The organism is Curtobacterium sp. WHRI 8282 (genome assembly GCF_040223925.2).
GTDB classification, from domain to species: Bacteria; Actinomycetota; Actinomycetes; order Actinomycetales; family Microbacteriaceae; genus Curtobacterium; species Curtobacterium flaccumfaciens.
Genome location: NZ_JBEHCD020000003.1, coordinates 431,771 through 453,547, shown reverse-complemented (window position 1 = coordinate 453,547; position 21,777 = coordinate 431,771). Strand labels below are relative to the sequence as shown.

At 71.5% G+C, this 21,777-nt stretch carries 26 protein-coding genes; 10 read left to right on the top strand and 16 right to left on the bottom strand.

The window, feature by feature from the left end:
• Positions 1–9: 9 nt before the first annotated feature.
• Positions 10–720: an SDR family oxidoreductase gene (locus tag ABRP24_RS13035; RefSeq protein WP_349847816.1), complete on the bottom strand. Its 711-nt coding sequence runs from the start codon at positions 718–720 to the stop codon at positions 10–12.
• Positions 721–775: 55 nt separating this feature from the next.
• Here ABRP24_RS13035 and ABRP24_RS13030 point away from each other — a divergent pair, with 55 nt between their 5' ends.
• On the top strand, positions 776–1,171 hold the full coding sequence (locus ABRP24_RS13030) for a MerR family transcriptional regulator (protein WP_173035433.1): 396 nt from the start codon (positions 776–778) through the stop codon (positions 1,169–1,171).
• A 10-nt stretch (positions 1,172–1,181) separates the two neighbouring features.
• Here ABRP24_RS13030 and ABRP24_RS13025 read toward each other — a convergent pair whose 3' ends face one another.
• Both ABRP24_RS13025 and ABRP24_RS13020 read right to left on the bottom strand, forming a co-directional pair.
• A complete protein-coding gene (locus ABRP24_RS13025) occupies positions 1,182–1,556 on the bottom strand; it encodes a VOC family protein (protein ID WP_349847815.1) in 375 nt (124 codons plus the stop codon).
• Positions 1,557–1,652: 96 nt separating this feature from the next.
• Positions 1,653–2,348, bottom strand: coding sequence for a WYL domain-containing protein (locus ABRP24_RS13020; protein WP_349847814.1), 696 nt, complete (start codon positions 2,346–2,348; stop codon positions 1,653–1,655).
• Between the two features lie 100 nt (positions 2,349–2,448).
• Between ABRP24_RS13020 and ABRP24_RS13015 the strand changes: the two genes are divergently transcribed.
• The 4 genes from ABRP24_RS13015 to ABRP24_RS13000 all read left to right on the top strand — a co-directional run bounded on the left by ABRP24_RS13015 (position 2,449) and on the right by ABRP24_RS13000 (position 6,519).
• On the top strand, positions 2,449–3,012 hold the full coding sequence (locus ABRP24_RS13015) for a hypothetical protein (RefSeq protein ID WP_349847813.1): 564 nt from the start codon (positions 2,449–2,451) through the stop codon (positions 3,010–3,012).
• Positions 3,013–3,251: 239 nt separating this feature from the next.
• A complete protein-coding gene (locus ABRP24_RS13010) occupies positions 3,252–4,322 on the top strand; it encodes a magnesium and cobalt transport protein CorA (protein WP_176708479.1) in 1,071 nt (356 codons plus the stop codon).
• Between the two features lie 173 nt (positions 4,323–4,495).
• Positions 4,496–5,308, top strand: a complete 813-nt coding sequence (locus ABRP24_RS13005; protein WP_349847812.1) for an HAD-IIB family hydrolase — start codon at positions 4,496–4,498, stop codon at positions 5,306–5,308.
• Complete coding sequence (locus tag ABRP24_RS13000) at positions 5,305–6,519, top strand: glycosyl transferase (protein WP_027464806.1); 1,215 nt, start codon at positions 5,305–5,307, stop codon at positions 6,517–6,519. Before ABRP24_RS13005 ends, ABRP24_RS13000 begins: the two co-directional genes overlap by 4 nt.
• A gap of 99 nt (positions 6,520–6,618) precedes the next feature.
• On the opposite strand, the gene ABRP24_RS12995 is transcribed toward ABRP24_RS13000, so the two are convergent.
• Together ABRP24_RS12995 and ABRP24_RS12990 are read right to left on the bottom strand one after the other, a co-directional pair.
• Positions 6,619–7,668, bottom strand: coding sequence for an LLM class flavin-dependent oxidoreductase (locus ABRP24_RS12995; protein WP_349848131.1), 1,050 nt, complete (start codon positions 7,666–7,668; stop codon positions 6,619–6,621).
• 54 nt (positions 7,669–7,722) lie between these two features.
• Positions 7,723–8,115, bottom strand: coding sequence for a VOC family protein (locus tag ABRP24_RS12990; protein ID WP_027464808.1), 393 nt, complete (start codon positions 8,113–8,115; stop codon positions 7,723–7,725).
• Between the two features lie 70 nt (positions 8,116–8,185).
• On the opposite strand from ABRP24_RS12990, the gene ABRP24_RS12985 reads away from it, so the two are divergent.
• Positions 8,186–9,052, top strand: a complete 867-nt coding sequence (locus ABRP24_RS12985) for an SMP-30/gluconolactonase/LRE family protein (RefSeq protein WP_349847811.1) — start codon at positions 8,186–8,188, stop codon at positions 9,050–9,052.
• 110 nt (positions 9,053–9,162) lie between these two features.
• The gene (locus ABRP24_RS12980; protein ID WP_176708484.1) at positions 9,163–9,366 is read left to right on the top strand and encodes a hypothetical protein; all 204 of its coding nucleotides are present in this window, start codon (positions 9,163–9,165) and stop codon (positions 9,364–9,366) included.
• A gap of 188 nt (positions 9,367–9,554) precedes the next feature.
• On the opposite strand, the gene ABRP24_RS12975 is transcribed toward ABRP24_RS12980, so the two are convergent.
• The 5 genes from ABRP24_RS12975 to ABRP24_RS12955 form a co-directional block, all read right to left on the bottom strand.
• Positions 9,555–10,823, bottom strand: a complete 1,269-nt coding sequence (locus ABRP24_RS12975; protein WP_035807698.1) for a sugar ABC transporter permease — start codon at positions 10,821–10,823, stop codon at positions 9,555–9,557.
• Entirely contained in the window at positions 10,820–11,584 is a 765-nt protein-coding gene (locus tag ABRP24_RS12970) for an ATP-binding cassette domain-containing protein (RefSeq protein ID WP_111038920.1), read from the bottom strand. The genes ABRP24_RS12975 and ABRP24_RS12970 overlap by 4 nt, the downstream gene beginning before the upstream one ends.
• A gap of 129 nt (positions 11,585–11,713) precedes the next feature.
• Positions 11,714–12,829, bottom strand: a complete 1,116-nt coding sequence (locus ABRP24_RS12965; RefSeq protein WP_111033134.1) for a sugar ABC transporter substrate-binding protein — start codon at positions 12,827–12,829, stop codon at positions 11,714–11,716.
• 149 nt (positions 12,830–12,978) lie between these two features.
• On the bottom strand, positions 12,979–14,151 hold the full coding sequence (locus ABRP24_RS12960; RefSeq protein ID WP_071246751.1) for an ROK family transcriptional regulator: 1,173 nt from the start codon (positions 14,149–14,151) through the stop codon (positions 12,979–12,981).
• 116 nt (positions 14,152–14,267) lie between these two features.
• Positions 14,268–15,203 (bottom strand): 2-dehydropantoate 2-reductase N-terminal domain-containing protein, encoded by a 936-nt coding sequence (locus ABRP24_RS12955; protein ID WP_349847810.1) that lies wholly within the window; start codon positions 15,201–15,203, stop codon positions 14,268–14,270.
• A 78-nt stretch (positions 15,204–15,281) separates the two neighbouring features.
• Here ABRP24_RS12955 and ABRP24_RS12950 point away from each other — a divergent pair, with 78 nt between their 5' ends.
• A complete protein-coding gene (locus ABRP24_RS12950) occupies positions 15,282–15,848 on the top strand; it encodes a TetR/AcrR family transcriptional regulator (protein WP_301566521.1) in 567 nt (188 codons plus the stop codon).
• A 4-nt stretch (positions 15,849–15,852) separates the two neighbouring features.
• Here ABRP24_RS12950 and ABRP24_RS12945 read toward each other — a convergent pair whose 3' ends face one another.
• The 4 genes from ABRP24_RS12945 to ABRP24_RS12930 are packed head-to-tail and all read right to left on the bottom strand — an operon-like array spanning position 15,853 to position 19,622.
• Positions 15,853–16,797 (bottom strand): hypothetical protein, encoded by a 945-nt coding sequence (locus ABRP24_RS12945; RefSeq protein ID WP_349847809.1) that lies wholly within the window; start codon positions 16,795–16,797, stop codon positions 15,853–15,855.
• Positions 16,794–17,756, bottom strand: a complete 963-nt coding sequence (locus tag ABRP24_RS12940; RefSeq protein WP_301582255.1) for an NAD-dependent epimerase/dehydratase family protein — start codon at positions 17,754–17,756, stop codon at positions 16,794–16,796. Before ABRP24_RS12940 ends, ABRP24_RS12945 begins: the two co-directional genes overlap by 4 nt.
• A complete protein-coding gene (locus ABRP24_RS12935) occupies positions 17,753–18,400 on the bottom strand; it encodes a MerR family transcriptional regulator (protein ID WP_111057399.1) in 648 nt (215 codons plus the stop codon). Before ABRP24_RS12935 ends, ABRP24_RS12940 begins: the two co-directional genes overlap by 4 nt.
• 40 nt (positions 18,401–18,440) lie before the next feature.
• Positions 18,441–19,622, bottom strand: a complete 1,182-nt coding sequence (locus ABRP24_RS12930) for an epoxide hydrolase family protein (protein WP_301582256.1) — start codon at positions 19,620–19,622, stop codon at positions 18,441–18,443.
• A 99-nt stretch (positions 19,623–19,721) separates the two neighbouring features.
• On the opposite strand from ABRP24_RS12930, the gene ABRP24_RS12925 reads away from it, so the two are divergent.
• Both ABRP24_RS12925 and ABRP24_RS12920 read left to right on the top strand, forming a co-directional pair.
• Entirely contained in the window at positions 19,722–20,315 is a 594-nt protein-coding gene (locus tag ABRP24_RS12925; protein WP_071404274.1) for a MarR family winged helix-turn-helix transcriptional regulator, read from the top strand.
• Entirely contained in the window at positions 20,312–21,232 is a 921-nt protein-coding gene (locus ABRP24_RS12920) for an NmrA family NAD(P)-binding protein (RefSeq protein ID WP_176708489.1), read from the top strand. Before ABRP24_RS12925 ends, ABRP24_RS12920 begins: the two co-directional genes overlap by 4 nt.
• Here ABRP24_RS12920 and ABRP24_RS12915 read toward each other — a convergent pair.
• Positions 21,201–21,509 (bottom strand): hypothetical protein, encoded by a 309-nt coding sequence (locus ABRP24_RS12915; RefSeq protein WP_176708490.1) that lies wholly within the window; start codon positions 21,507–21,509, stop codon positions 21,201–21,203. The genes ABRP24_RS12920 and ABRP24_RS12915 overlap by 32 nt on opposite strands.
• A gap of 5 nt (positions 21,510–21,514) precedes the next feature.
• Positions 21,515–21,760, bottom strand: a complete 246-nt coding sequence (locus ABRP24_RS12910; protein WP_071246768.1) for a hypothetical protein — start codon at positions 21,758–21,760, stop codon at positions 21,515–21,517.
• Positions 21,761–21,777: the final 17 nt, after the last annotated feature.

The window sequence follows — 21,777 nt, the reverse complement described above, 5'->3', positions numbered from 1 at the left end:
AGCCGGCTCCTACGACGCGAGCATCTGCGCCACCACCGCGTACAGCTCCTTCGGGTCGCCGGCGAGCATCTGCTTGATCAACGCGGCCTGCTCGTCGACGACGACCTCGTAGTCGTCGCGCTCGACCCCGTCCAGGGTCGCGCGCGCCACGTCCGCCGGGTCGGTCTTGGCCATCGAGATCCCCGCCGTCATGTCGGTGTCGGCCACTCCGAGGTGCACGGACATCACCGCGGTCCCTTGGCCAGCGAGTTCGTGACGCAACGCGTTGCCCATGTTCCACAGCGCGGCCTTCGACACCGCGTACGCGGAGGCGCCGGGCATGGCGAGCCAGGAGGCACCCGAGGCGATGTTCACGATGCCCCCACCGCCGTTCGCCGCCAGGACCGGCGCGAACGCGCGGATCACGGACAGGGTGCCCCAGACGTTCGTGTCCATGTCGGCGTGCGCTGCGTCCAGATCGCCCAGCAGGGTCGCCGTGGTCGCGATCCCGGCGTTGTTGACCAGGAGATCGACGTCGGTCGCGACCGCGGCGGCCGCTGCGACCGACGCGGGGGAGGTGATGTCGAGGGCGAGGCGCTCGACGCCCTCGAGGTCGATCAGTTCAGGGCGTCGGGCGGTGGCGTAGACCTTCGCCCCGCGTCCGATCAGCTGCGCGGCGAGGTGGCGTCCGATACCGCGGTTCGTGCCGGTGACGAGGGCGGTGGCTCCAGAGAGGTTCATGCCGCTACGGTAGAACCTGACGTCAACGTGAGAATCAAGCCCGAGGGACAGAACGATGCGGATCGGTGAACTCGCAGAACGGGCCGGCGTCAGCGTCCGGTCGCTGCGGTACTACGAGGAACAGGGCCTCCTCGAGTCCGAGCGGACCACGGGCGGACACCGGGAGTACCGCGAGCCCGATGTCGCGCGGGTGCGCTTCATGCAGATGCTCTACGCGGCGGGCATGCCGAGTCGTCGGATCGTCGAGATCCTGCCCTTCCTCGACACCGGGGTCGCGACGCGGACGATGCTCGACCACTTCGACGAGGAGAGCGATCGCATCCGACGCCAGATCGAGGCCCTCGGTGCCACCCACGACCGCCTCGCGCGGCTCCGCGACATCGCGGCGGAGTCCATCGCGGGGCGGCCGCCGGAGGAGTGCCGCTCGTCGGCGAACGCCGCCGCCGCCTGAGCACCCCCGACTAGCTGGCGGCGGGCCTGCTGAACAGGTTGACGACGTTGCCGTCCGGGTCGCGGACCAGTGCGGAGCGGTTGCCCCACGGCATCGTGGTCGGTTCCAGGACGACGTCGTCGCTGCCGAGCTCCAGTCCGGCGAAGTCGCCGTCGACGTCGGCGACCTCGAACTCGATGAGCGCGGAACGGTTCGTCGCGGGCACCAGCGCGCCGCCGAGCTTGGCGACCGTGGCGGTGCTGGCGATCGCGAGGGTCCCACCCGTGCCGCTGAACTGCGCGAAGACCGGTGCGGGGCGCTCGGCCGGCTGGCGGGTGATCCGCTCGTAGAAGGCGACCATGCCTTCGAGGTCGTCGGTGATGATGCGGACGGATGCGAACGACATGGGGTTCCTCACGGTGGTGCTGCTGACTCGGAGCGACCAGCTTCACCGGCCGCCGCGACACCGTCCTGTCGGTGTTTCCGGAAACCGACGGCGCAGCTACTCGTCGAGGACCGGCCGGAGTCGTCCGTACTGGATCGCGAGGTCCTCGGATCGCAGGACGCGCTGCGCGGGCCGCTCGTCGGTGACCTCGACCGACAGCATCCGGTCGCCCCGGAACGCCCGCACCCCGTCGCGCATCCGGCACCAGGCGATCAGGTACCACTGACCGTCCTTCCCGATCGACCCCAGCGGTTCGACGTCCCGGACGGACTCCGCTCCGTCGGCGTCCCGGTACCGGAGTCGCACGACTCGATCGGCACGCAGGGCCGCCGCGAACTCGGCCGGGACGACCGTGTCCTCGTCGTCCTCCAGGAAGTGCACCCGGGAGGCCAGCGCGCTGGCTCGTGCGGCATCGCCGGCGGGCATCACCGCGAGCGTCTTCCTGGCCGCGGTGTGCGCCGCGTGCCGGAACGGACTGCGCCCCAGCGAGCCGAGCCCGATCAGCACCGCGAGGGCTTCATCCGGCGTGAAGCCAGCCGGACCGAGCGTCGCGGACGCGTCGATGACGTACCCACCCGTCCGGCCGGGCTCCGCCCAGATCGGCACACCCGACTGCTGCAACGCGGAGATGTCCCGTTCGATGGTCCGGACCGACACCTCGAACCGCTCCGAGAGACGACGCGCGCTCCGCGGTTGCGGGGAGACGGCGCGCAACTCCTCCACGAGGCCGTAGAGCCGGTCGGTGCGATTCACCTGGCCATCTTCGCCGTCGTGCCGAGGGTTCCGTCAGATCCACGCCGTCTCGTCGGCCACGTGCTCGTGGGGCTCGCAACCGTCCGCCTAGGCTGCGGGGGTGTCTGCAGCCCTGACCGTCGAACTCCTCCGGACGTTCGGCGTTGCGCTCGAACGCGGGTTGTCCGAACGGGAACTGGCCCGGGCCGAGCGTCGGTACGGCGTCCGGTTCGGCGCGGACCATCGTGCCCTCCTCTCCCTCGCAGTGCCGAGCGGGGACGGCTGGTTCGACTGGCGCGCTCGGAACGACGAACGGCTGCGACGGGCGATCCGGTGGCCGGTCGAGGGCGTCCTGTTCGACGTCCGTCACGACGCCTTCTGGCCCGGGTCGTGGGGCGAACGACCCAGCGATGAGTCGCAGCGTCTCGAGGCGGCCGAGCGGCACCTGCTGCAGTGGCCGCAGCTGGTGCCGTTGTACTCGCACCGCTACCTGCCTGCCGCGCCGGTCGGCCGCGGGGCGCCGGTCTTCTCGGTGTACCAGACGGACGTGGTCATCTACGGCGATGATCTCGTCGACTACGTCAAGCGGGAGTTCCGGCCGGATCGTACCGAGCGGGAGACCAGCGTCGGGATGTACGACCTGGAGCCGTGGACGCTGCTCGCCTTCGGCGAGGACGTCCCCTGAACGCAACGAGCGGATCCGGCTGCCGGCGGTTCTGAACGCAACGGCTGACGGACTGGAGGCACGGTGCCAGCTGACACCGTGCCTCCAGTCCGTCCCGGGGTCGCGCCCAGGGCGTGTCAGGACTCCGACAGGAATCCGGCGCGCAGCGTGAGGGGTCCGTCAGGGAAGCGCTCGCGCCGTCGGCGGTCCGGCATGCTCGGCAGGTTGCCCGCACGCACCACGGAACCAGGAGGACACCGGTGGCCCTCATCGACAACGGCATCTACGTCAACGGAACGCGGACGGACTCGCCCGCGGACCTCGGGCGCACGTACGAAGCGCTCGCCGCAGCCGGGAGGGGCGCGATGGCCTGGATCGGGCTGTTCCGACCGACCGCCACCGAGCTGGCGTCCGTCGCCGACGAGTTCGGGCTGCACACGCTCGCCGTCGAGGACGCGCACAAGGGGCACCAGCGGGCGAAGCTCGAGCGGTACGGCGACACCCTGTTCGTGGTGCTGCGACCCGCCTGGTACGACGAGGACGAGGAGACGGTCGAGTTCGGTGAGGTGCACCTGTTCACCGGCCGCGACTTCGTCGTCACCGTCCGGCAGGCGGAACGGCCGAACCTCGCCGACGTGCGGAAGCGACTCGAAGCCGACCCGGACGCCCTGGGGCGCGGGTCCGAGGCGGTGCTCTGCGCGGTCCTCGACGAGGTCATCGACAGCTACGCCCCGGTCGTCGCCGGGCTGCAGGACGACATCGACGACATCGAGGACGACCTGTTCGACGGTGACGTCGACCCGGCGTCCTCGCGGCGGATCTACCAGCTGCTCAGCGAGGTCATCGGGTTCCAGCGCGCCATCGGCCCGCTGCCCGGGATGCTCAACGCGTTGCTGCGGGGTGCCGAGAAGTACGGCACGGACACCGAGGTGCAGAACCAGCTGCGGAACGTCCTCGACCACGCGATCCGCGTCACCGAGCGGGTGGACACGTTCCGGACGCTGCTCGAGAACGCCCTCACGCTGCACTCGACCCTGGTGACGCAGGAGCAGAACGACGCGATGCGCCGGATGACCAGCGCGAGCCTGGCACAGGGGGAGGAGAGCCGGCGGCTGGCGCGGGCGTCGATGGAGCAGGGCGAAGAGGTGAAGAAGATCTCGTCGTGGGCAGCCATCCTGTTCGCCCCCACGTTGGTGGCGTCGATCTACGGCATGAACTTCGAGCACATGCCCGAGCTGCGGTGGGCGTGGGGGTACCCCGCGGCGATCGTCGCGATGGTCCTGCTGGCGGTCGTGCTGTGGGCGGTGTTCAAGCGGCGGCACTGGCTCTGAGCGTGCGTGACGACGGACTGGAGGCGCGGTGCCAGCTGGCACCGCGCCTCCAGTCCGTCCGCTGGTCGCGTCGCGCGACCGACGCCGGCTTGTTCACCCAACCGACGCATGCGCGTGGCAGGGTGGTCCGGGGCATCGTCGCCCGCAGCCCAGCCAGCCGCCAGCGGAGCACGATGCCAACACCCGACCTGATGATCGTCACGGACCTCGACGGGACGTTCCTCGACCACCACGACTACTCGTTCGACGCGGCCCTGCCGATGTTGGAACAGCTGCGGGCGGACGACGTCCCCGTGGTGTTCTGCAGCAGCAAGACGCGCGCCGAGATCACGGCGCTGCAGGCGCGCACCGGGCTCGACGGGCACGCGTTCGTGGCGGAGAACGGCGCGGTCGTGGTCGGACCGGCGGGCGACGTGCTGGTCGGACCGGTCGACGACGACCTCGAGCGGCTGCACGCCGAACTCGCCCGCGTCCGCCGGGCACTGCATCTGCGGTTCGAGACCTTCGGCGGCGTGACCGATGCGGTCGTCGCCGCGTGGACCGGGCTCGACCTCGAAGCGGCCGGACGCGCGCAGCAGCGCGAGGCGTCCGAGGTGCTGCTCTGGCACGCCGAGGACGACGACCGGGCGGACGCGTTCCGCGCGGCGCTCGCCGCGGTCGGCCTCGACCTGGTGCGGGGCGGTCGGTTCTGGCACGTGCTGCCGGCGGGCCGCGACAAGGGCGCGGCGGTCCGGACGCTGATCGCCGACCACGAGCGTCGGACGGGGACCATCCCGCGCACGATCGGACTCGGTGACGGCCCGAACGACACCGCGTTGCTCGACGCGGTCGACTTCGCCGTCGTGGTCCGCGGGCACGGCCCGGCACCCGGACCACTCGCCGACGACCGCCCCGAGCGCGTCCACCGCACGACCGCCCCCGGCCCGCAAGGCTGGACCGAGGGCCTCACCCGGTTCACCACCCCGTCCGTCAGGAGCCACCGATGAGCGACTTCCACCAGAACGGCGTCATCACGACGTTCCACGACCTCGGTCGCCGCAGCACCGCGAGCCTCGAGGAGGACCTGCGGGGCTTCGCCGAGAAACGCCCGATGAGCCTGATCCTGCCGGCGCTGTACTCCGAGCTCGAGCGTCCGGCCCTGTCGCGGATCGTCGACGAGCTGGCCGAGGCCGACTGGCTCAGCGAGATCGTGATCGGGCTCGACCGGGCCGACCGCTCGCAGTTCGAGCACGCCCGCGAGTTCTTCTCGCGGCTGCCGCAGCGGCACCGGATCCTGTGGAACGACGGGCCGCGGCTGCGCGAGCTCGACGCCGAACTGGAGCGCGCGGGACTGGCACCGGGGGAGCCGGGCAAGGGCCGGAACGTCTGGTACTGCACCGGGTACGCCCTGGCGTCGGAGCGGGCGGACTGCATCGCCCTGCACGACTGCGACATCACCACCTACGAGCGGGGCATGCTCGCGCGGCTGTTCTACCCGGTCGCGAACCCCGCGTTCGACTACGAGTTCTCGAAGGGCTACTACGCCCGCGTCGCCGACGGTCGGATCAACGGCCGCGCCGCGCGGCTGCTCGTCGGGCCGCTGCTCCGCTCGCTCCGCCAGGTCTACGGGGAGTCCGAGTACCTGGAGTACCTGAGCAGCTTCCGGTACCCGCTGTCCGGCGAGTTCGCGATGCGTGCCCACGTGCTGAACGGCCTGAAGATCCCCGGCGACTGGGGACTCGAGATCGGCATGCTCTCCGAGGTGTACCGCGACTACGCGACCCGGCAGGTGTGCCAGGTGGAGATCGCCGACGCGTACGACCACAAGCACCAGCCCCTCGCCGAGGCCGACGGCACCGGCGGCCTCGCCCGGATGGGCAACGACATCGTGCAGTCGCTGCTCCGGAAGCTCGCGACCATGGGCGTCCCGCTCACGTCCGACTCGTTCCGCGTGCTCAAGGCGACGTACTACCGGAACGCGCTCGACATCGTCGAGGTGTACCGGCACGAAGCCGAGATGAGCGGGCTCGCGTTCGACCAGCACGCCGAGGAAGCCGCGGTGGAGCTCTTCACCAAGGCGATCCTCGACGCCGGCGGCGCCTTCACGGCGCGGCCGAACGACAAGCCGTTCATCCCGAGCTGGAGCCGGGTGCGCTCAGCGGTGCCGGACGTGCTCGACCGGCTGCGGGACGCGGTGGAGGCGGACCAGCAGGACTGATCTGGCGCTGTGAGCGCGCCCTGGGCGCGGGTCAACGGCGGACGGGAGGCACGGTGCCAGCTGGCACCGTGCCTCCCGTCCGCCGTTCTGGCGCCGTTCTCAGACTGCGCGCTCCGGCGACCAGCCGAGTTCCGGACCCAGCCGCTCGGCGATGTCCGTGATGATCTGGGCGTAGTCGTCCGGCTCGAACGAGAACGGGAGCGCGAAGGCGACCTCGGTGACCGCCTGGTAGCCGACGTCGGCCCGGAGCCGGTCCGCGATCTCGGCCGACGTGCCCACCAGGTCGGCGGCGAAGAGCATCCCGGCGGGGCCCTGCGGCACGCCGACGCGGACCGAGCGGCTGTCGACGTAGGCGCGGTAGCGGGCCTCCTGCTCGGCGGTCGCGGTGTCGGTGGGGATGACGACCAGGCCCTGCGAGACGCGGGCGGCAGCGGGGTCGGGGTGGGCGTCGAGGTAGGCGTCGATCTGGGCGCGCTGGTTCGTGGCGAAGTCGGTGCCGTTCTCGCTGCGGGTGACGCTCGAGGTGAGCAGGTGGAAGCCGTTCTCACCCGCCCAGACGGCCGACTTCGTGCTGCCGGTGCCGTACCAGATCCGCTCGGCCAGGCCGGCGCTGTGCGGCTGGACGGTGCTCGCGAACTCTTCGATGCCGCGGCGTTCGACGGTCTCGGTGGCCGTCACCGGGTCACCGCGCACCAGGGCACGGAAGCGCAGGAGCCGGTCGTTGCCGAGGTCCTCGTGCTCCAGGGTGTCGGGGTAGATCGCGTCGCGGTACAGGTCGAAGTTCATCGGGGTGCCGACCGAGAACCCGGGGTTCAGGCGGCCGCCGAGCAGGACGTCGACCGTGCTGAGGTCCTCCGCGAGGCGGAACGGGTTCTCCGCGCCGATCGGGGTGACGGCGGTGCCGAGGTCGATGCGCGAGGTGCGCTGCGAGGCCGCGGCCAGCACCGCGACGGGGGAGGAGATGCCGTGCTGCAGGTGCCGGTGGCGCAGCCAGGCGCTGTCCAAGCCCAGGGCCTCGGCGCGCTCGATCACGCGCAGGGTGTCCTCGTGGCCCTCGGACGGTCGTGCGGGGTCGAACGACCCGATCGTCAGGAAGCCGAGCCGGTGCAGGGGAGTTCCGTCGAGGGGCGTGGGTCGATCGTGCCAGATGCGTCGTGCCGGTCCGTCGTGCCCGGTGCGTCGCCGAGACCTTGGTCCTGTGGGTCAGGGTCGGGTCTCCTTGACCAGGGCCTCGACGTTGTTGCCGTCCGGGTCGGACACGAACGTCGTGTACGCGCCGTACTCCGGCCAGTAGCGCGGCTCGTGCCGTGACACCCCGCCGGCGGCGACGGCCTCGCGGTGGAAGGCGTCGACCTCGCTCCGTGACCCGGCCTCGAACGCTAGATGGAGTCCGCGCGTCGTCGCTCCGGGGGTCCGGGCGGTCTCGAGCGAGACACTCGGGGTGTCGTCCCCGTGCTGCCAGAACTCGGCGACGGCGTCCGTGCGGTAGCCCGCTCCGATGCCGAGAGGCGCGAGGGCGGCGGTGTAGAACGCGTCGCTCGCGGCGAAGTCGCTGGCGAAGACGCCCAGGTGGTGGATGAGGTGACGACCCGGCATGGGACGACCCTAGGCCGCCGTCACGGCATCCGTCCGGGCAGCATCCCGGTCCCGCTGGCAGGCTGGATCCGTGCACATCACCCTGGACTCCGCGACCGACATCGTCATCTCCGGCATCCGTTTCCCGGAGGGGAACCGCTGGCACGACGGGCGGCTCTGGTACTCGGACATGCACACCGGCGAGGTGTTCTCGGTCGACCCGTCCTCGACCGACGGCCCCCGGCTCGAGGCGACGGTCGACGGGCAGTCGTCGGGGCTCGGGTGGCTCGCCGACGGGCGGTTGATCGTCAGCTCGATGGAGTCCCGCACGGTCGTCGCCGTCGACCCGGACGGCGGCACCTCGGTGTTCGCCGACCTGTCCACGATCGAGTCGTCGCTCGTGAACGACCTGGTCGTCGACGCCCAGACCGGCCGGACCTACATCGGTGCCTTCGGGTACGACCTGTACGCGGGCGAGGAACTGCGCCCCGGCCCGCTCTACGTGATCGACCCCGACGGCTCGGTCCGCCTCGCCGCCGAGGGCCTGGTGTTCCCGAACAGCGCCAACATCCTGCCCGGCACCCGGACCCTGGTGGTCAGCGAGACGTGGGGTGGCCGCCTCAGCGCCTTCGACATCGAGGACGACGGCTCACTGACCGGACGTCGCGAGTGGGCAGCCCTGCCCGGCGGCGTGACCCCGGACGGCAGCACTGTCGACCGTGACGGCGCGATCTGGGTCTGCTCGGTCGACACGGGGGAGTTCCTGCGGGTCGTCGAGGGCGGCGAGGTGACGGACCGCATCGACGCACCCGGGGACTGCGCGATCGACTGTGCGCTCGGTGGCGAGGACGGTCGCACCCTGTACCTGGCGACCGCCGACAGCTACGACCCGAATGTGACGGCGCAGACGCGTGCCGGCCGGATCAGTTCGGTCCGGGTCGAGGTGCCGGGGTGGTGAACCCGAGCGACCTCGCCGAGGCGACACGTCGTGCGGAGTACTGACGTCTGACCCCCGACGCGTGGCCGGGCGGGCGGCTCGGGGTCGATGGACGTACGCTCGGTGCGAGGTTGCACTCCTGGTGCGAGGCATCGAGGGTCGCACCAGGTGCGCAACCTCGCACCAGACGACACCCGCTCTCCGACGCCGCCCTCAAGCAGCGCGAGATCGAGGCGCTCAAGAGCGCCGGCGACAACGGCTCGCTCATCGTCGTGCCGCAGGGCACCGACAACATCCTCAGCCTGCCGGGCACCTCGGGTTCGAAGAGCAAGTAGCGCGCGCCGAGACGCCGCCCGGTCGCCGAGACGCCTCCGTTTTCGGAGGCGTTTCGCACACGGGGCGGCGTCGGGGCAACACGACGGCGTCTTCCGGATCCGAGACGCGCACCGCGACGGACGGGAGGCACGGTGCCAGCTGGCACCGTGCCTCCCGTCCGTCGGTGTGGCGGGGTCCAGGGCCCCGCTCAGGCCGCGCCGTGACTGGCGCGGCTGCGCCGCGAGAGCGAGTCGATGATGACGGCGAGCAGCAGGACCGCGCCCGTGATCATGTAGCGGATCGACGAGTCGAGGCTCAACAGGGTGAGCCCGTTCGAGATCGACTGGATCACGATGATGCCGAGCAGTGCCGACCAGGCGCTGCCTCGGCCACCGAACAGGCTGGTCCCGCCGATGACGGCCGCGGCGATCGCGTTGAGGTTCGTGTCACCGGCGCCGGAAGACAGGCTCGCCGAGTTGAGGCGTGCCGCGGCGAGGATGCCGCCGACGGTGGCGAAGAGCGAGGTCAGCATGAACACCGAGATGTAGATGCGGTTCACCCGGATGCCGGAGCGCCGTGCGGCCTCGACGTTGCCGCCGACCGCGAAGACCGAGCGGCCCCAGCGGGTGCGCTTCAGCACGAAGTTCATCAGCACGACCAGCACGACGAAGAACACGAACGAGGTGCCGGTGCCGAAGTCGCGCGACAGGTACCAGACCATCAGCGCGAGGCCGAGGAACAGGGCGACTGCCTTCACGACGGTCAGGGACATCGCTCCGGTCGACAGTCCGGCACGACGGCGACGGGCAGCACGGCGGACCTCGGTGAAGAAGAGGCCGCCGGCGGCCAGGACGGCCAGCAGGTACGCGAGCCACGGCGGCAGGTACGAGGCCGAGGCGAACTGCACGATCGGTGAGTCGTACGGCAGGTTGATCGAGCCGTTCGGCCCGAGGATGAGCAGCTGCAGCCCGAGGAACCCGAGCAGACCGGCGAGCGTGATGACGAAGCTCGGCACCCCGAAGCGGGTGAACAGCAGGCCGTAGAGCAGGCCGGCCGCGGCACCGACGGCCAGGGCGACGGTGAGCACGAGCCACAGCGGCCAGCCGAGTGTGGTCAGGCCCTGGCCGAGGATCGCGGCGGAGAGTCCGCTGACGCTTCCGACGGACAGGTCGATCTCGCCGAGCAGCAGCACGAGGACGATGCCGATCGCGATGGTGCCGACCGCGGCGCACTGCAGGGCGAGGTTGACCAGGTTGCCCGGGGACAGGAAGTCGGGGGAGAGCGCCTGGAACACCGCCCAGATGACGATGAGCCCGACGACCACCGGCAGCGAACCGATGTCGCCGCCGCGCACCCGGCGGACGAACGCCTTCGCCGCGCCGCCGATCCCCTGGTCGCGCAGGAGCCGCTCGTCCTGCAGGTCCGCGGCCGAGGGCGTCGGGGTCGCTGCGGTGAGGGTCTCGTCGGTCTTGCTCATGCGGAGGTCTCCTGCTCGGTGCGGGCGGCGGCGCGACGGGTGACGGCGTTGTCGGTGGCACCGGTGATGGCCGCGATGATCTCCTCGTAGGAGACGTCGTCGATGCGGAAGGTGCCGTTGTTGCGGCCGAGTCGCAGGACCGCGACCCGGTCGGCGACCGCCTGCACGTCCGCGAGGTTGTGGCTGATGAGGACGACGCCGAGTCCGCGCTCGCGCAGGCGTTCGACGAGGTTCAGTACCTCGGCGGTCTGTGCGACACCGAGTGCGGCGGTGGGCTCGTCGAGGACGACCACCTGCGGGTCACCGATCAGCGAGCGGGCGATCGCCACGGTCTGTCGCTGCCCACCGGACAGCGACGCGATCGGTATGCGAACCGACGGGATCCGGGCGGCGAGCTGCTGGAGGAGCTCCCACGATCGGCGCTCCATCTCCTCTTCGTCGAGGAACGGGTGGGCGATCTCGCGCCCGAGGAACAGGTTCGAGACCACGTCGAGGTTGTCGGCGAGGGCGAGGTCCTGGAACACCGTGGCGATGCCGAGGGTCTGGGCCGCCGCGGGGTTCGGGACCGTGACCTCGTCGCCGCCGAAGGTGATCGTGCCGCCGTCGGGCGTGTAGACCCCGGCGAGGATCTTCACGAACGTCGACTTGCCGGCGCCGTTGTCGCCGACGATGGCGACCACCTCGCCCGGGTAGACGTCGAAGTCGATGTCGCTGAGGGCCTGGACGGCGCCGAACCGCTTGGTGATCCCGCGCAGGGACATCACCGGGTCGGCGGAGGGGTGTGCTGCTGGTGACGCGTTGCTCACGGGTGTCGTGCTCACGGGTGTCGTCCTCGATCGGTGAGGCCCGCCCGGTCCGCAGTCGGACCGGGCGGGCAGAGGGGGTCGGACCTACTTGATGCCGGCGCTGTCGCAGGCTGCCTTGTACTGCGCGGTGCAGATCTTCGACACCTCGTACAGGCCGTCCTTGACGACCGTCGACTGGACGTTGTCCGTGGTGACGGCGACCGGGTCGAGCAGCGTCGACTGGACGCTGGCGCCCCCGGCGGTGTCGACGGTGGTGTCGCCCTTCGGGGTCTCACCCTTCGCGAACTGGATCGCCAGGTCGGCGGCCTTCGACGCCTCGGGCTTGAAGGCCTTGTAGACGGTCATGTACTGCTCACCGGCGAGGATCCGCTGGATGCCCGCGAGCGACGCGTCCTGCCCGGTGACGGGCGGGAGCTCGGTGACACCGGCCGACTTCAGGGCCGCGATGACGCCGCCGCCGGTGTCGTCGTTCGCCGCGTAGACGCCGGTGATCTTGTCCTTGCCGAGCTTGCTGATCTGGCCGGCTGCCCAGTCCTGCGCCTTGGCGGGGTCCCATCCGGGGGTGTCGTACTCGGCGAGCACCTTGTAGCCGCTGTCGTCGATGACCGAGTGCGCGCCCTTCTTGAACTGCGAGGCGTTGTTGTCGGTGGGGGAGCCGTTCACCATGATGATGCCCGAGCCCTCCGGGACCTTCTTCGCCTTGAGGGCGTCGACCAGGGCCTGACCCTGCAGCTCACCGACCTTCTCGTTGTCGAACGAGATGTAGTAGCTCAGGTCGGGGCTGTTGATGAGCCGGTCGTAGGAGATCACCGGCACCTTCTTGGCCTTCGCCTGCTGGACGATGGACGCTGCGGCCTCGCCGTCGAACGGGTCGAGGACCAGGACCTTGACGCCCTGCGTGAGCATGGACTGAGCCTGCTGCAGCTGCTTCGACGCGTCGCCGTCGGCGTTCGCGTAGATGACCGAGCAGCCGCTGCACTGCTTCTTCACCTCGGCGGTGAAGAGCGGCCGGTCGGCGCTGGCGTAGCGGGCGGTGACGGAGTCGGGCAGGAGCAGGCCGATCTTGGCCTTCGACGCGTCCCCGCCGCCTCCGCCGGAACCGGTCCCGGCATCCGCGCCGTTGGAACAGCCCGCCAGGGTGGTGATCGCGAGCAGCAGCGCGCTGACGCCCAGCATCGCTCGTGTGGTGGATTTCTTCATTGAAACGTCCTCCAACAGTGGACCGCCCCCATCGGCGGTGCCCTGAGTGTGACAGCGAGCGTTCTTGGCTGCAAGAGTTGAACGCAAGGACCGCGCGCCGTGACGAAAACGTTATCCGGAGGGCGCGGGGCGCCCCGGCTCGCCCGCGCCTATCGTGCGCGCGTCACGTCGACGGCTTCGATCGCCAGGGCCAGCGCGCCGGTCACCGAGGCCTTCTCGCCGAGCTGCCCCTGCACCACGTCCGGCGTGCCGTCCACGTCGACGATCAACGACGACTCGAGGGCGTGCCGCATCGGGCCGAGCAGGAGTTCCCCGGCCCGTGCGAACTCGCCCGTGACCACGACCCGCTCCGGGTCGAGGACGTTGCAGAGCCCCACCGCCGCCGAACCGATCGCCCGCCCGGCGTCGGCCACGGCGCGCATGCAGACCTGGTCGCCGCCCATCGCGCGCAGGATCAGGTCAGCCAGCTTCAGGGTGCCGACCTCGTCACGGACGCCCTCGAGCACGGCGGGTGCGCCGGCGATCGCCTCGAGGCACCCGCGGTTGCCGCACCGGCACAGGGGTCCGTTCGGCAGGACGGGGGTGTGCCCGAACTCGCCGGCGATGCCGTGGTGCCCACGGAACAGGTGCCCGCCCAGCACGAGTCCGGCGCCGATGCCGTTGCCGACGTCGAGCGTCACCACGGTGTCGCGGCCGCGGGCCGCCCCGCTCCGGTGTTCCGCCAGGGCGGCGAGGTTGGCCGAGTTGTCGACCTGCACGGGCTTGTCCATCCGCCGGGCGAGCGACTGGCCGAGCGCGATGCCGTCCCAACCCCGCAGGATCCCGCCGCGCGCCGTCATCCCGGTGCGGGCGTCGATCGGGGCGGCCACGGCGAGGCCGACGGCGAGCACCTCGTCCATCGACGACTCGATGGACTCCACCATGTCCAGCACGAGCAGCGCGGTCTTGTCGAGCTCGGCGTCGGCGCGGTGGTCACGGGCCAGGGGCATGTGCCGCTCGGCCAGGACGGCGCCGTTCAGGTCTGACAGCGCCAGCCGCAGGTGCCGCGGCGAGACGTGCACCCCGGCGACCAGCCCGAGGCCGTGCGGCAGGGTCACGCGGAGCGCCCGACGGCCGCTCGAGGTGCTCGGCGTCGCGTGCAGGGCACCGGTCGCGACGAGTTCCTTGACGATGTTCGAGACGGTCGCGGGGGAGAGTCCGGTCACCCCGGCGAGCTCGACCTGCGTCAGCCCGCCGTGCCGCTTCACCGCGCTGACGACCCGACCCCGGTTGGCTTCACGCAGTGAAGCTTGGTTCCCCGGACTCCGGCGCGGCTCTGACACGGGGACAGCGTAACGGGCGGGTCCGGAACGCTCGCCGTGACGGACTGGAGGCACGGTGCCAGCTGGCACCGCGCCTCCAGGCCGTGGGTGGTCGCGTCCACCGCCCGCACCCGTCGTCAGACGCGTCGCGTCGGCTGGTCGAGGCGCGGGGTCGGGATGCCCAGGGTCTCGGCGGTGCGCCGGACGTCCGCGAGGACCGCCAGGGGTTCCGCGGCGGTCGGGTCGTCGTGCGCAGCGAGGCTCGCACGCGCGATCGGGACGAGCGCCGTGGCCGCGGCCACCACGGCGGCCGTCACCCCCGGGCGTCGGACGGGCAGGGTCGTGGAGCGGTGCCGAACGAGGTCGACGCCCCGTGCCTCCAGGACCGGGAGGAGTTCCCGACCGATCAGGAACGCCTCGCGGAGCGCCTGCCGATCCCCGACCATCGTCGCCAGGCCACCGCTCTGCAGGGCCTGTGCGAACATGCCGGCGTCGAGCACGAAGTGCAGCCACAGCCACCCGCGGATGTCGTCATCGTCCTGCACGGTGAACCCCGACTGGCGGAACGCCGACCGCACCAGCTCCCGCCGATCTGGAGCCGCGCCCGTCGTCCCGAGCCGGACCGAACGGAGGACGGCACCGTGCAGGACCCCGTCGGCGTCGAACCCGCCGCCGGCGCCCGGGAACCCGAACAGCACCCGGTCCGCGGCGAGCGGTGCGACCGCGGCGAGGGGTTCGTCCCACACGTTGCCGAGGACCAGCACCGTGGCGTCGCCGATGCGGGGCGCCAGGGTGGACACGGCCTCCTGCAGTCGGTGGTGGCCGACGCTGAGGACGACGAGGTCGTACGCGTCGTCCGTGTCGATCGACTCGACCAGTCGCGTCGGCGACGTCGATCGGATCCGCCGACCCAGGGGGCCGCGGCGGCCGTCGATGACGTCGGTCTGCACGCTGTCGCCGTACTCGGCAGCGCGCCCGGGCCGCACCAGGTGGTCGACCTGGTGCCCGGAGTGCTGGAAGGCCTGGCCGTAGATCGTGGCGATGACGCCCCGTCCGAGCATGAGGATCCGCATCAGGCACCTGTTCGCTAGTCTGGAGACGATCTCCATTTGGAAGATATGGAGATTGTTTCCACTTGTCAAGGAGTCTCTGTGCCGGTCGAGGAACCCCTGCCTGCCGCGAAGCCGATGCGCGCCGACGCCCGTCGGAACCGCGACGCGATCGTGGCCGCTGCCCGGACGGCGTTCGAGCGTGACGAGCAGCTGCGCTTCGACGACTTCGCCGGACGCGCCGGCGTCGGTGTCGGCACGCTCTACCGACACTTCCCGACGCGTGAAGCGCTGGCGGCGGCGGTCTACCGGGGCGAGGTCGACGTCCTCTGCCAGCGTGCTCGTGACTCGACGCGGCCAGCGGCTGAGAGCCTCGACGACTTCCTGCGCGGTTTCGTGGAGTACGTGGTCGACCACGCGGCGCTCGCCCGCACCCTCGCCGCCGTGGTCGACGCCACCACGCAGGCCGAGGGTGGGGGCGACCTGGAGCGGACGCTCGCCGAGCTGATGGCGCGCGCGGCAGGTGACGGGACGATCCGGTCCGACGTCGCCCCCGGGACGGTGCTCATGCTGCTGCACGGCATCGGGGCCGGGATCGATCGCCCCGGGTGGGCGGCGGAAGCCCGTGCTGCCGCCGACCTGGTCTCCCGCGGGCTCCGGGCCCGCTGATCCGTCAGCGCGGTCGCGCCACCGGAGTGGTGTGGGCGCGGAGCAGGACGGCCACACTCGCAGCCGCAGCCAGTACGACGAGTGACCACGCCACCGCGGCCACCGTGCCGGTGGGGTGGGCGACCGACTGTCCGACCGCGGCCTGCACGGTGAGGAGCACGGTGCCCGCCGCCCACGTGACCGCGACGACGACCACGATCCGAACCTGCGTGGTCGGGTGTGCCAGCCACGGCACGTGCCGACCCGCGGCGGCGACGAGGAGCGCCACCAGCGGGAGTACCTGCAGGGCGTGCATGCCGACGAAGTGGGCGACCCGGAAGTCACCGCCGACGGTGCTCCACCCGAGCAGCGGCACCCCGGGTCCGCCGTCCGCGATCCCCACCGTGTGGGCGCCGACGATCCCGTCCGGGGCGGTGAGCTGGGTGGGGGTCGGGCTGGTCATCAGGAACGCGACCCCGATGCCGAGGAGCGCGATGACGGCACCGGCGCGGACGGCGACCGTCAGTGCCGGGGTGGGCAGGCGCAGGAAGAACAGTGCGATCGAGGTGACGAAGGTGCAGAGGTAGAGCGTCGTGATCGCGACCGCCATCACCGCCCACACCACCACGTGCACGCTATTCGACACGTTGAAGTGACTCGTCGTGCCGGTCGCGGCGGCCCACACGATGAGCACCTGTTCGACCACCAGGGCCACGGCCACCACGGTGCCGAGTCGGCGAGCCAGCGTCCGCCACTTCGGCAGGTGGGCGATGAGCCACGCCCACGTGACGGCGTAAAGCAGGATCGACAGCGAGAACTTCAGGGGCTTCATCCACGCCGGTGCCCCGAGGATGGTCCGGGGATCCACGACGAGTCCGACGAGGCAGACCGCGGTGGAGACGACCATCAGGCCGGCGACGGCCATGAGTGCCGGGTGCCACGCGACCGCTCGGCGGACGGCGGCGATCACCGGGCCACGCTCCGGGCGTGCAGCAGGGCGGCGGCCACGACGTCGGCGGTGGGGGTCGGTTGCACGCCGAACGTCTGCTCGAACGCCGACGAGTCGAAGACGTAGGGGGCGGTGTACTGGTAGCGCAGCTCGAGCGTCTCCCGGGCGGACGTGGTGAAGAGCGCACCGACGCGCAGCGTGGCCGACGACATCACCGCGGTGTCGGCGGCGGGGACCCCGGCGAGCTCGACGTACTGCCGACCGGTCAGCGCTGGAGCGGTCGGCAGGTGCCAGGTCCGGCCCGTCGCACGGTCGTCGGTACCGAGGGTCACGAGTGCGTCGCCGATGTCGGTCGTGGCGGTGAGGGAGTGCGGTTGGTCGGCGTCGAGCAGCCAGGTCGGGCGCTTGCCGGCGGCGATCCGGTCGACGACGAAACCGTTGAACACGCTCGTCGTCGCGCCGGGGCCGGTGAAGTCGGCGCTCCGCCCGACGGTGACGGCCAGTCCGCGGTCGGCCGCGGTCCGCAGCTGCTCGAGGGCCGCCGCGCGCACCGCACCCTTCCGACCGGCGGGGTTGATCGGGGTCGCCTCGGTCATCGGCCCGGACACGCGGCCGTAGGCGTAGACGTTGTCGAGGTACACCAGGTGGGTGCCCTCGGCCAGTGCTGCTCCGACGGTGTTGTCCACGATCCTCGGCCACTGGTCCGCCCAGACCCCCGACGAGTACGGCAGGCCGGCGACGAGGTACGCGACGTCGGCGCCGTGCAGCACGCGGCGGACGGCGGTGGGGTCGAGCAGGTCGGCGATGACGTGGTCGGTGCGGGCGTTGCCGCTCTCGCTCTCGTTGTTGCCTGCCGTTGCTGTTGTCGACGGGCGCCGGCCGACGGACACGGCGGCGACGTCGTGCTCGCGCAGTGCACGGAGTGTCTCGCGCCCGACGACACCGTTGCCGCCCAGGACGACGTGCAGCGGAGCGGTCATGCGCCGGCCTCGTCCGTGTCGGCGACGGGGAACAGGTCGTGGGTGGCGTCCTGCTGCGCCAGGCGCCGGAGTCCCGCGAAGAGCGGATCGCCGAGGACGGTCCCGATCACCATCAGCTCCGCCATCGCGGTCCGGCCGTCGCGGTGCTGCAGTGCTGCGACGTCGGCCCGTGCCGCGCTCGCCGCTGCCGACACGTAGGCGTCGAGGTAGTCGTCCGGAGCGTCGAACCCGATGGTGCGCAGCCCGTCGAGCGCCCGGGCCGCGGTCTCGAGTCCCGGGTTGTCCGACGTCGCGCACCAGCCGGCGGCCGACACCCGTTCCTCGATCCGGGCGCGGGCTTCCGGGGTCGCCTCGGACTCGGGGGAGCGCGGGGTGGTCATGGCGTACTGGGCGACGGCGAAGACCTCGGCCAGCGGTGCGGTCTCGGCGTCGAGCACGGCCAGGACCTGCTTCGTCACGGCGACCGAGAGTCCGCCGGTCTCCAGCAGTGCCCGGACGAGCCGGACCCGTTCGACGTGCCGGTCGTCGTAGGCGGTCTGGTTCGGCGCCGACTTCTCGCCGGGGGGCAGGAGGCCTTCGCGTTGGTAGTACTTGACGGCGGTGACCGGCGTGGACGCCGCTCGGGCAAGTTCAGATATTCGCACTATCGGAGACTAGTGGTATCTACTCTCGATCCACAAGGCATCAGCGCAGGTTCCGGAACGTCGCACGGACGTCGTCGACGAGCAGCTCCGGCTGTTCGAGCATCGCGAAGTGCCCGCCGCGCGCCACCTCGTTGAAGAACACCAGGTCGGTGTACCGGCGCGCTGCCCAGCGGCGCGACCGGCGGACGTACTCGCCCGGCATGATGCTCAGGCCGACGGGCAGGGTCAGTGGATCCTCGACGGTGCCCGGGGTGGCCCAGCCGGTGCGGGTCGCCTCCCAGTAGATGCGCGCCGCGGACGCGGCGGTGTTCGGCAGCCAGTACAGCATGACGTCGTCGAGGATCTCGTCGAGCGGGAAGAGCCGCTCGGCATCGCCGTGTTCGTCGTGCGAGCCGCCGACGTCCTGGAACATCGCGTAGATCCACGACGCCAGCCCGACGGGGGCGTCCGCCAACGAGTACCCGATGGTCTGTGGGCGGGTCGACATCTGCTGCGAGTAGGCCGACAGCTCCTGCCAGTAGTGGCCGCTCTCCTGCAGCATGACCTGTTCGTCGGGGGACGCGTTCCGGGCCTCGTCGTCCGTCGGCATGAACAGCGCCATGTTGAGGTGGATCCCGGCGAGTCCGATGTCCCCGGCGGCCTGCAGGGCTGCGAGCTCCGCGGTGACGGTGGCGCCGAGGTCACCGCCCTGGGCGAACCAGTCCGTGTAGCCGAGCCGGGACATCAGCACCGACCAGGCCCTCGCGGTCCGGGCGGTGTTCCACCCGGTGGTCGTCGGCTTCCCGGAGAAGCCGAACCCGGGCAGGCTCGGGATCACGACGTGGAACGCGTCCGCCGCGTCGCCGCCGTGCGCCACCGGGTCGGTGAGCGGGCCGATCGCGTGGCGGAACTCCAGGACGGAACCGGGCCAGCCGTGGGTGAGCAGGAGCGGGCGGGCACCGGGGACGGCGGACCGGACGTGCAGGAAGTGGACCTCGAGCCCGTCGATCCGGGTCGTGTGCTGGCCCCAGCCGTTCAGCAGCGCCTCGGTCCGGCGCCAGTCGTACTCCGTCCTCCAGTGCTCGACGAGGGCGCGGACCTTCTCGAGTCGGGGGCCCTGCGAGGTGTCCCCGACGGTTTCGGCATCGGGCCAGCGGGTCGCCAGCAGGCGGCGGCGCAGGTCGTCGAGCTCCGCCTGGGGGACGTCGAGGGTGAACGGGGTGATGGCTGCGGTGTCCGACATGGGGTCCTCGGTCCTCGGTGCTCAGCGTCTCGGCGGCTGTCCGTCTTGATCACAGATGATCTTTGCACAAGACGATCTTGTTCCGGTACGGTCTCCGGTATGGACAGTCCGACGCCGACCGATGCACTCCCCGAGATCGACTGGGGTGCCGAGGGCATCGAATCCGAACTCGGGTGGGCGCTGCCGCTGGCGCTCCAGGGCTTCACGCGGCTGGGCAGTGAGGCGGTCGCCGACGTGCCGGGTGGTCCCCGTGGCTACCAGGTGCTCGTCGCGACCACCACCGAGGAACCGTCGTCGCAACTCGGACTCGCGCAGCGCCTCGGCATCGACAAGACCCAGATGACCTACATCGTCGACGCGCTCGAGGCGGGCGGGTTCGTCGAACGTCGCCCCGCCCCGACGGACCGGCGGGTGCGGCAGGTCCACCCCACCGACGCCGGCCGTGCCCTGCTCGCCCGGACACGGTCCGCCCTGCGCGGCGCCGAGGGCGTGCTCATGCGGCACCTCGACGACGACGAGCAGACGACGCTGCGCCGGCTGCTGGCCCGCGTCGCGCTCACCGCCGGGCTCGGCACCGCCGGACCGGACCAGGCGGACCCCACGTTCCAACACCCCCTCGCCGTCCCGGAGCGATCCCGACGGCGCACCGCGACGACCACGTCGACCACCACTGCAGTGAGGCCCCGCCCATGACCACCACCATCCTCGTCGCCGGCGCCACCGGCGACCTCGGGCACCGCATCGTCCGCGAGCTCACCCAGCACGACGTGCGGGTCCGGGTCCTCACCCGGCCCGGCAGCGGGACCGCCGCAGAACGCTTCGGCGACGACGCCCGTGTCGACGTCGTCGCCGCCGAGTACGGCGACCACGACGCCCTGACCCGGGCCGTCAGCGGGGCCGACGTCGTGGTCTCCGCCGTGAGCGGGACACGTCCGGTGATCGTCGACGCCCAGCGCGCGCTGCTCGCGGCGACCGTGGCGGCGGGCGTCCGGCGGTTCATCCCGTCCGACTACTCGGCCGACTACCGGCGGATCGCACCAGGCACCAACCGCAACTTCGAGCTGCGGCGCGAGTTCGCCGCCGACCTCGACGCGGCCCCGGTGCAGGCGACCTCGATCCTGACCGGCATGTTCACCGACCTGCTGACCGGCGAGGCCCCGATGATCCTGTCTGGCCGACGGCTCGTGCTGTTCTGGTCGTCGGCGGACCAGGTGCTCGACTTCACCACGAAGGACGACGTCGCCCGGGTGACGGCCCTCGCCGCCCTGGATGACGATGCTCCGCGGGTGATCGAGATGGCGGGTGACCAGGTCACCGCCCGCGACGTCGCACGCACCATGAGCGAGCTGACGGGGGAGCGCTTCCGGCTGCAGTGGGCCGGCACGACCGGGACCCTGTCCGCGATGAGCGCCGTCGGCCGGCGCCTGTCGAAGGCCCCCGACGAGACGTTCCCGGCATGGCAGGGGATGCAGTACTTCGTCAGCATGTTCAGCGGGCAGGCCCAGCTGCACCACGTCGACAACGACCGCTACGGCGTGCAGTCGTGGACGAGTGTCCGTGACGTGCTCCGCGCACACCTCAGCGGACAGGGCCACCCGGCGACGGACTGACGGGCGCGGTGTGCGGTCGTCGGCGGCGGAACAGGAACGCGAGACCGACGACGACGGCCGGCACCAGCGCGAGCGCGGCGAGCCAGACGAGCACGTCCCACTCGGGTGAGAGCGGCACGCCGAGCGTGCTCGCCGAAGTCCGCCAGACCTGGTCGCCGGGCCCCTCGTGCTCGTCGGCCCCGGCGACCGGGAACAGCAGCGCCGTCACGATCGTCCAGCCCACCAGCACCACGACGGCGATCAGCGTCCACGGCCGCGGAGCGGACGGGGCGGACACCTGTGTCACCGGACCGCGGCACGCGAGCGCTCGGCCCGGGCGTCCCACCACGTCGCGACCAAGGCCGCTGCCCCCAGCGCGAGCCCGACGACGCCTGATCCGAGACACGGGATGAGGACGAGGCCGAGGCCGATGTTCGCGCCGCCGCCCTCCGGGCCGTAGGACGCGTCGTACATCAGGGCGCCGACGCCGAGGAACCCCACGGCGAGGAGCACGGTGCTGATCCAGTGGAGCGTGCGAGCTGTGGCCATGGTGGTCGTTCCCCTCG

What these genes read in the sequence shown, in the direction of transcription:
- ABRP24_RS13025 (WP_349847815.1), bottom strand. Translation starts at nt 1,556, where the DNA reads ATGTCGTTCGCATCCGTCCGCATCATCACCGACGACCTCGAAGGCATG.
- ABRP24_RS12925 (WP_071404274.1), top strand. Translation starts at nt 19,722, where the DNA reads ATGGACAGTCCGACGCCGACCGATGCACTCCCCGAGATCGACTGGGGT.
- ABRP24_RS13030 (WP_173035433.1), top strand. Translation starts at nt 776, where the DNA reads ATGCGGATCGGTGAACTCGCAGAACGGGCCGGCGTCAGCGTCCGGTCG.
- ABRP24_RS13035 (WP_349847816.1), bottom strand. Translation starts at nt 720, where the DNA reads ATGAACCTCTCTGGAGCCACCGCCCTCGTCACCGGCACGAACCGCGGT.
- ABRP24_RS12990 (WP_027464808.1), bottom strand. Translation starts at nt 8,115, where the DNA reads ATGCCGGGTCGTCACCTCATCCACCACCTGGGCGTCTTCGCCAGCGAC.
- ABRP24_RS12970 (WP_111038920.1), bottom strand. Translation starts at nt 11,584, where the DNA reads ATGTCCCTGCGCGGGATCACCAAGCGGTTCGGCGCCGTCCAGGCCCTC.
- ABRP24_RS13005 (WP_349847812.1), top strand. Translation starts at nt 4,496, where the DNA reads ATGCCAACACCCGACCTGATGATCGTCACGGACCTCGACGGGACGTTC.
- ABRP24_RS12975 (WP_035807698.1), bottom strand. Translation starts at nt 10,823, where the DNA reads ATGAGCAAGACCGACGAGACCCTCACCGCAGCGACCCCGACGCCCTCG.
- ABRP24_RS12910 (WP_071246768.1), bottom strand. Translation starts at nt 21,760, where the DNA reads ATGGCCACAGCTCGCACGCTCCACTGGATCAGCACCGTGCTCCTCGCC.
- ABRP24_RS12940 (WP_301582255.1), bottom strand. Translation starts at nt 17,756, where the DNA reads ATGACCGCTCCGCTGCACGTCGTCCTGGGCGGCAACGGTGTCGTCGGG.
- ABRP24_RS12955 (WP_349847810.1), bottom strand. Translation starts at nt 15,203, where the DNA reads ATGCGGATCCTCATGCTCGGACGGGGCGTCATCGCCACGATCTACGGC.
- ABRP24_RS12920 (WP_176708489.1), top strand. Translation starts at nt 20,312, where the DNA reads ATGACCACCACCATCCTCGTCGCCGGCGCCACCGGCGACCTCGGGCAC.
- ABRP24_RS12965 (WP_111033134.1), bottom strand. Translation starts at nt 12,829, where the DNA reads ATGAAGAAATCCACCACACGAGCGATGCTGGGCGTCAGCGCGCTGCTG.
- ABRP24_RS12930 (WP_301582256.1), bottom strand. Translation starts at nt 19,622, where the DNA reads ATGTCGGACACCGCAGCCATCACCCCGTTCACCCTCGACGTCCCCCAG.
- ABRP24_RS13000 (WP_027464806.1), top strand. Translation starts at nt 5,305, where the DNA reads ATGAGCGACTTCCACCAGAACGGCGTCATCACGACGTTCCACGACCTC.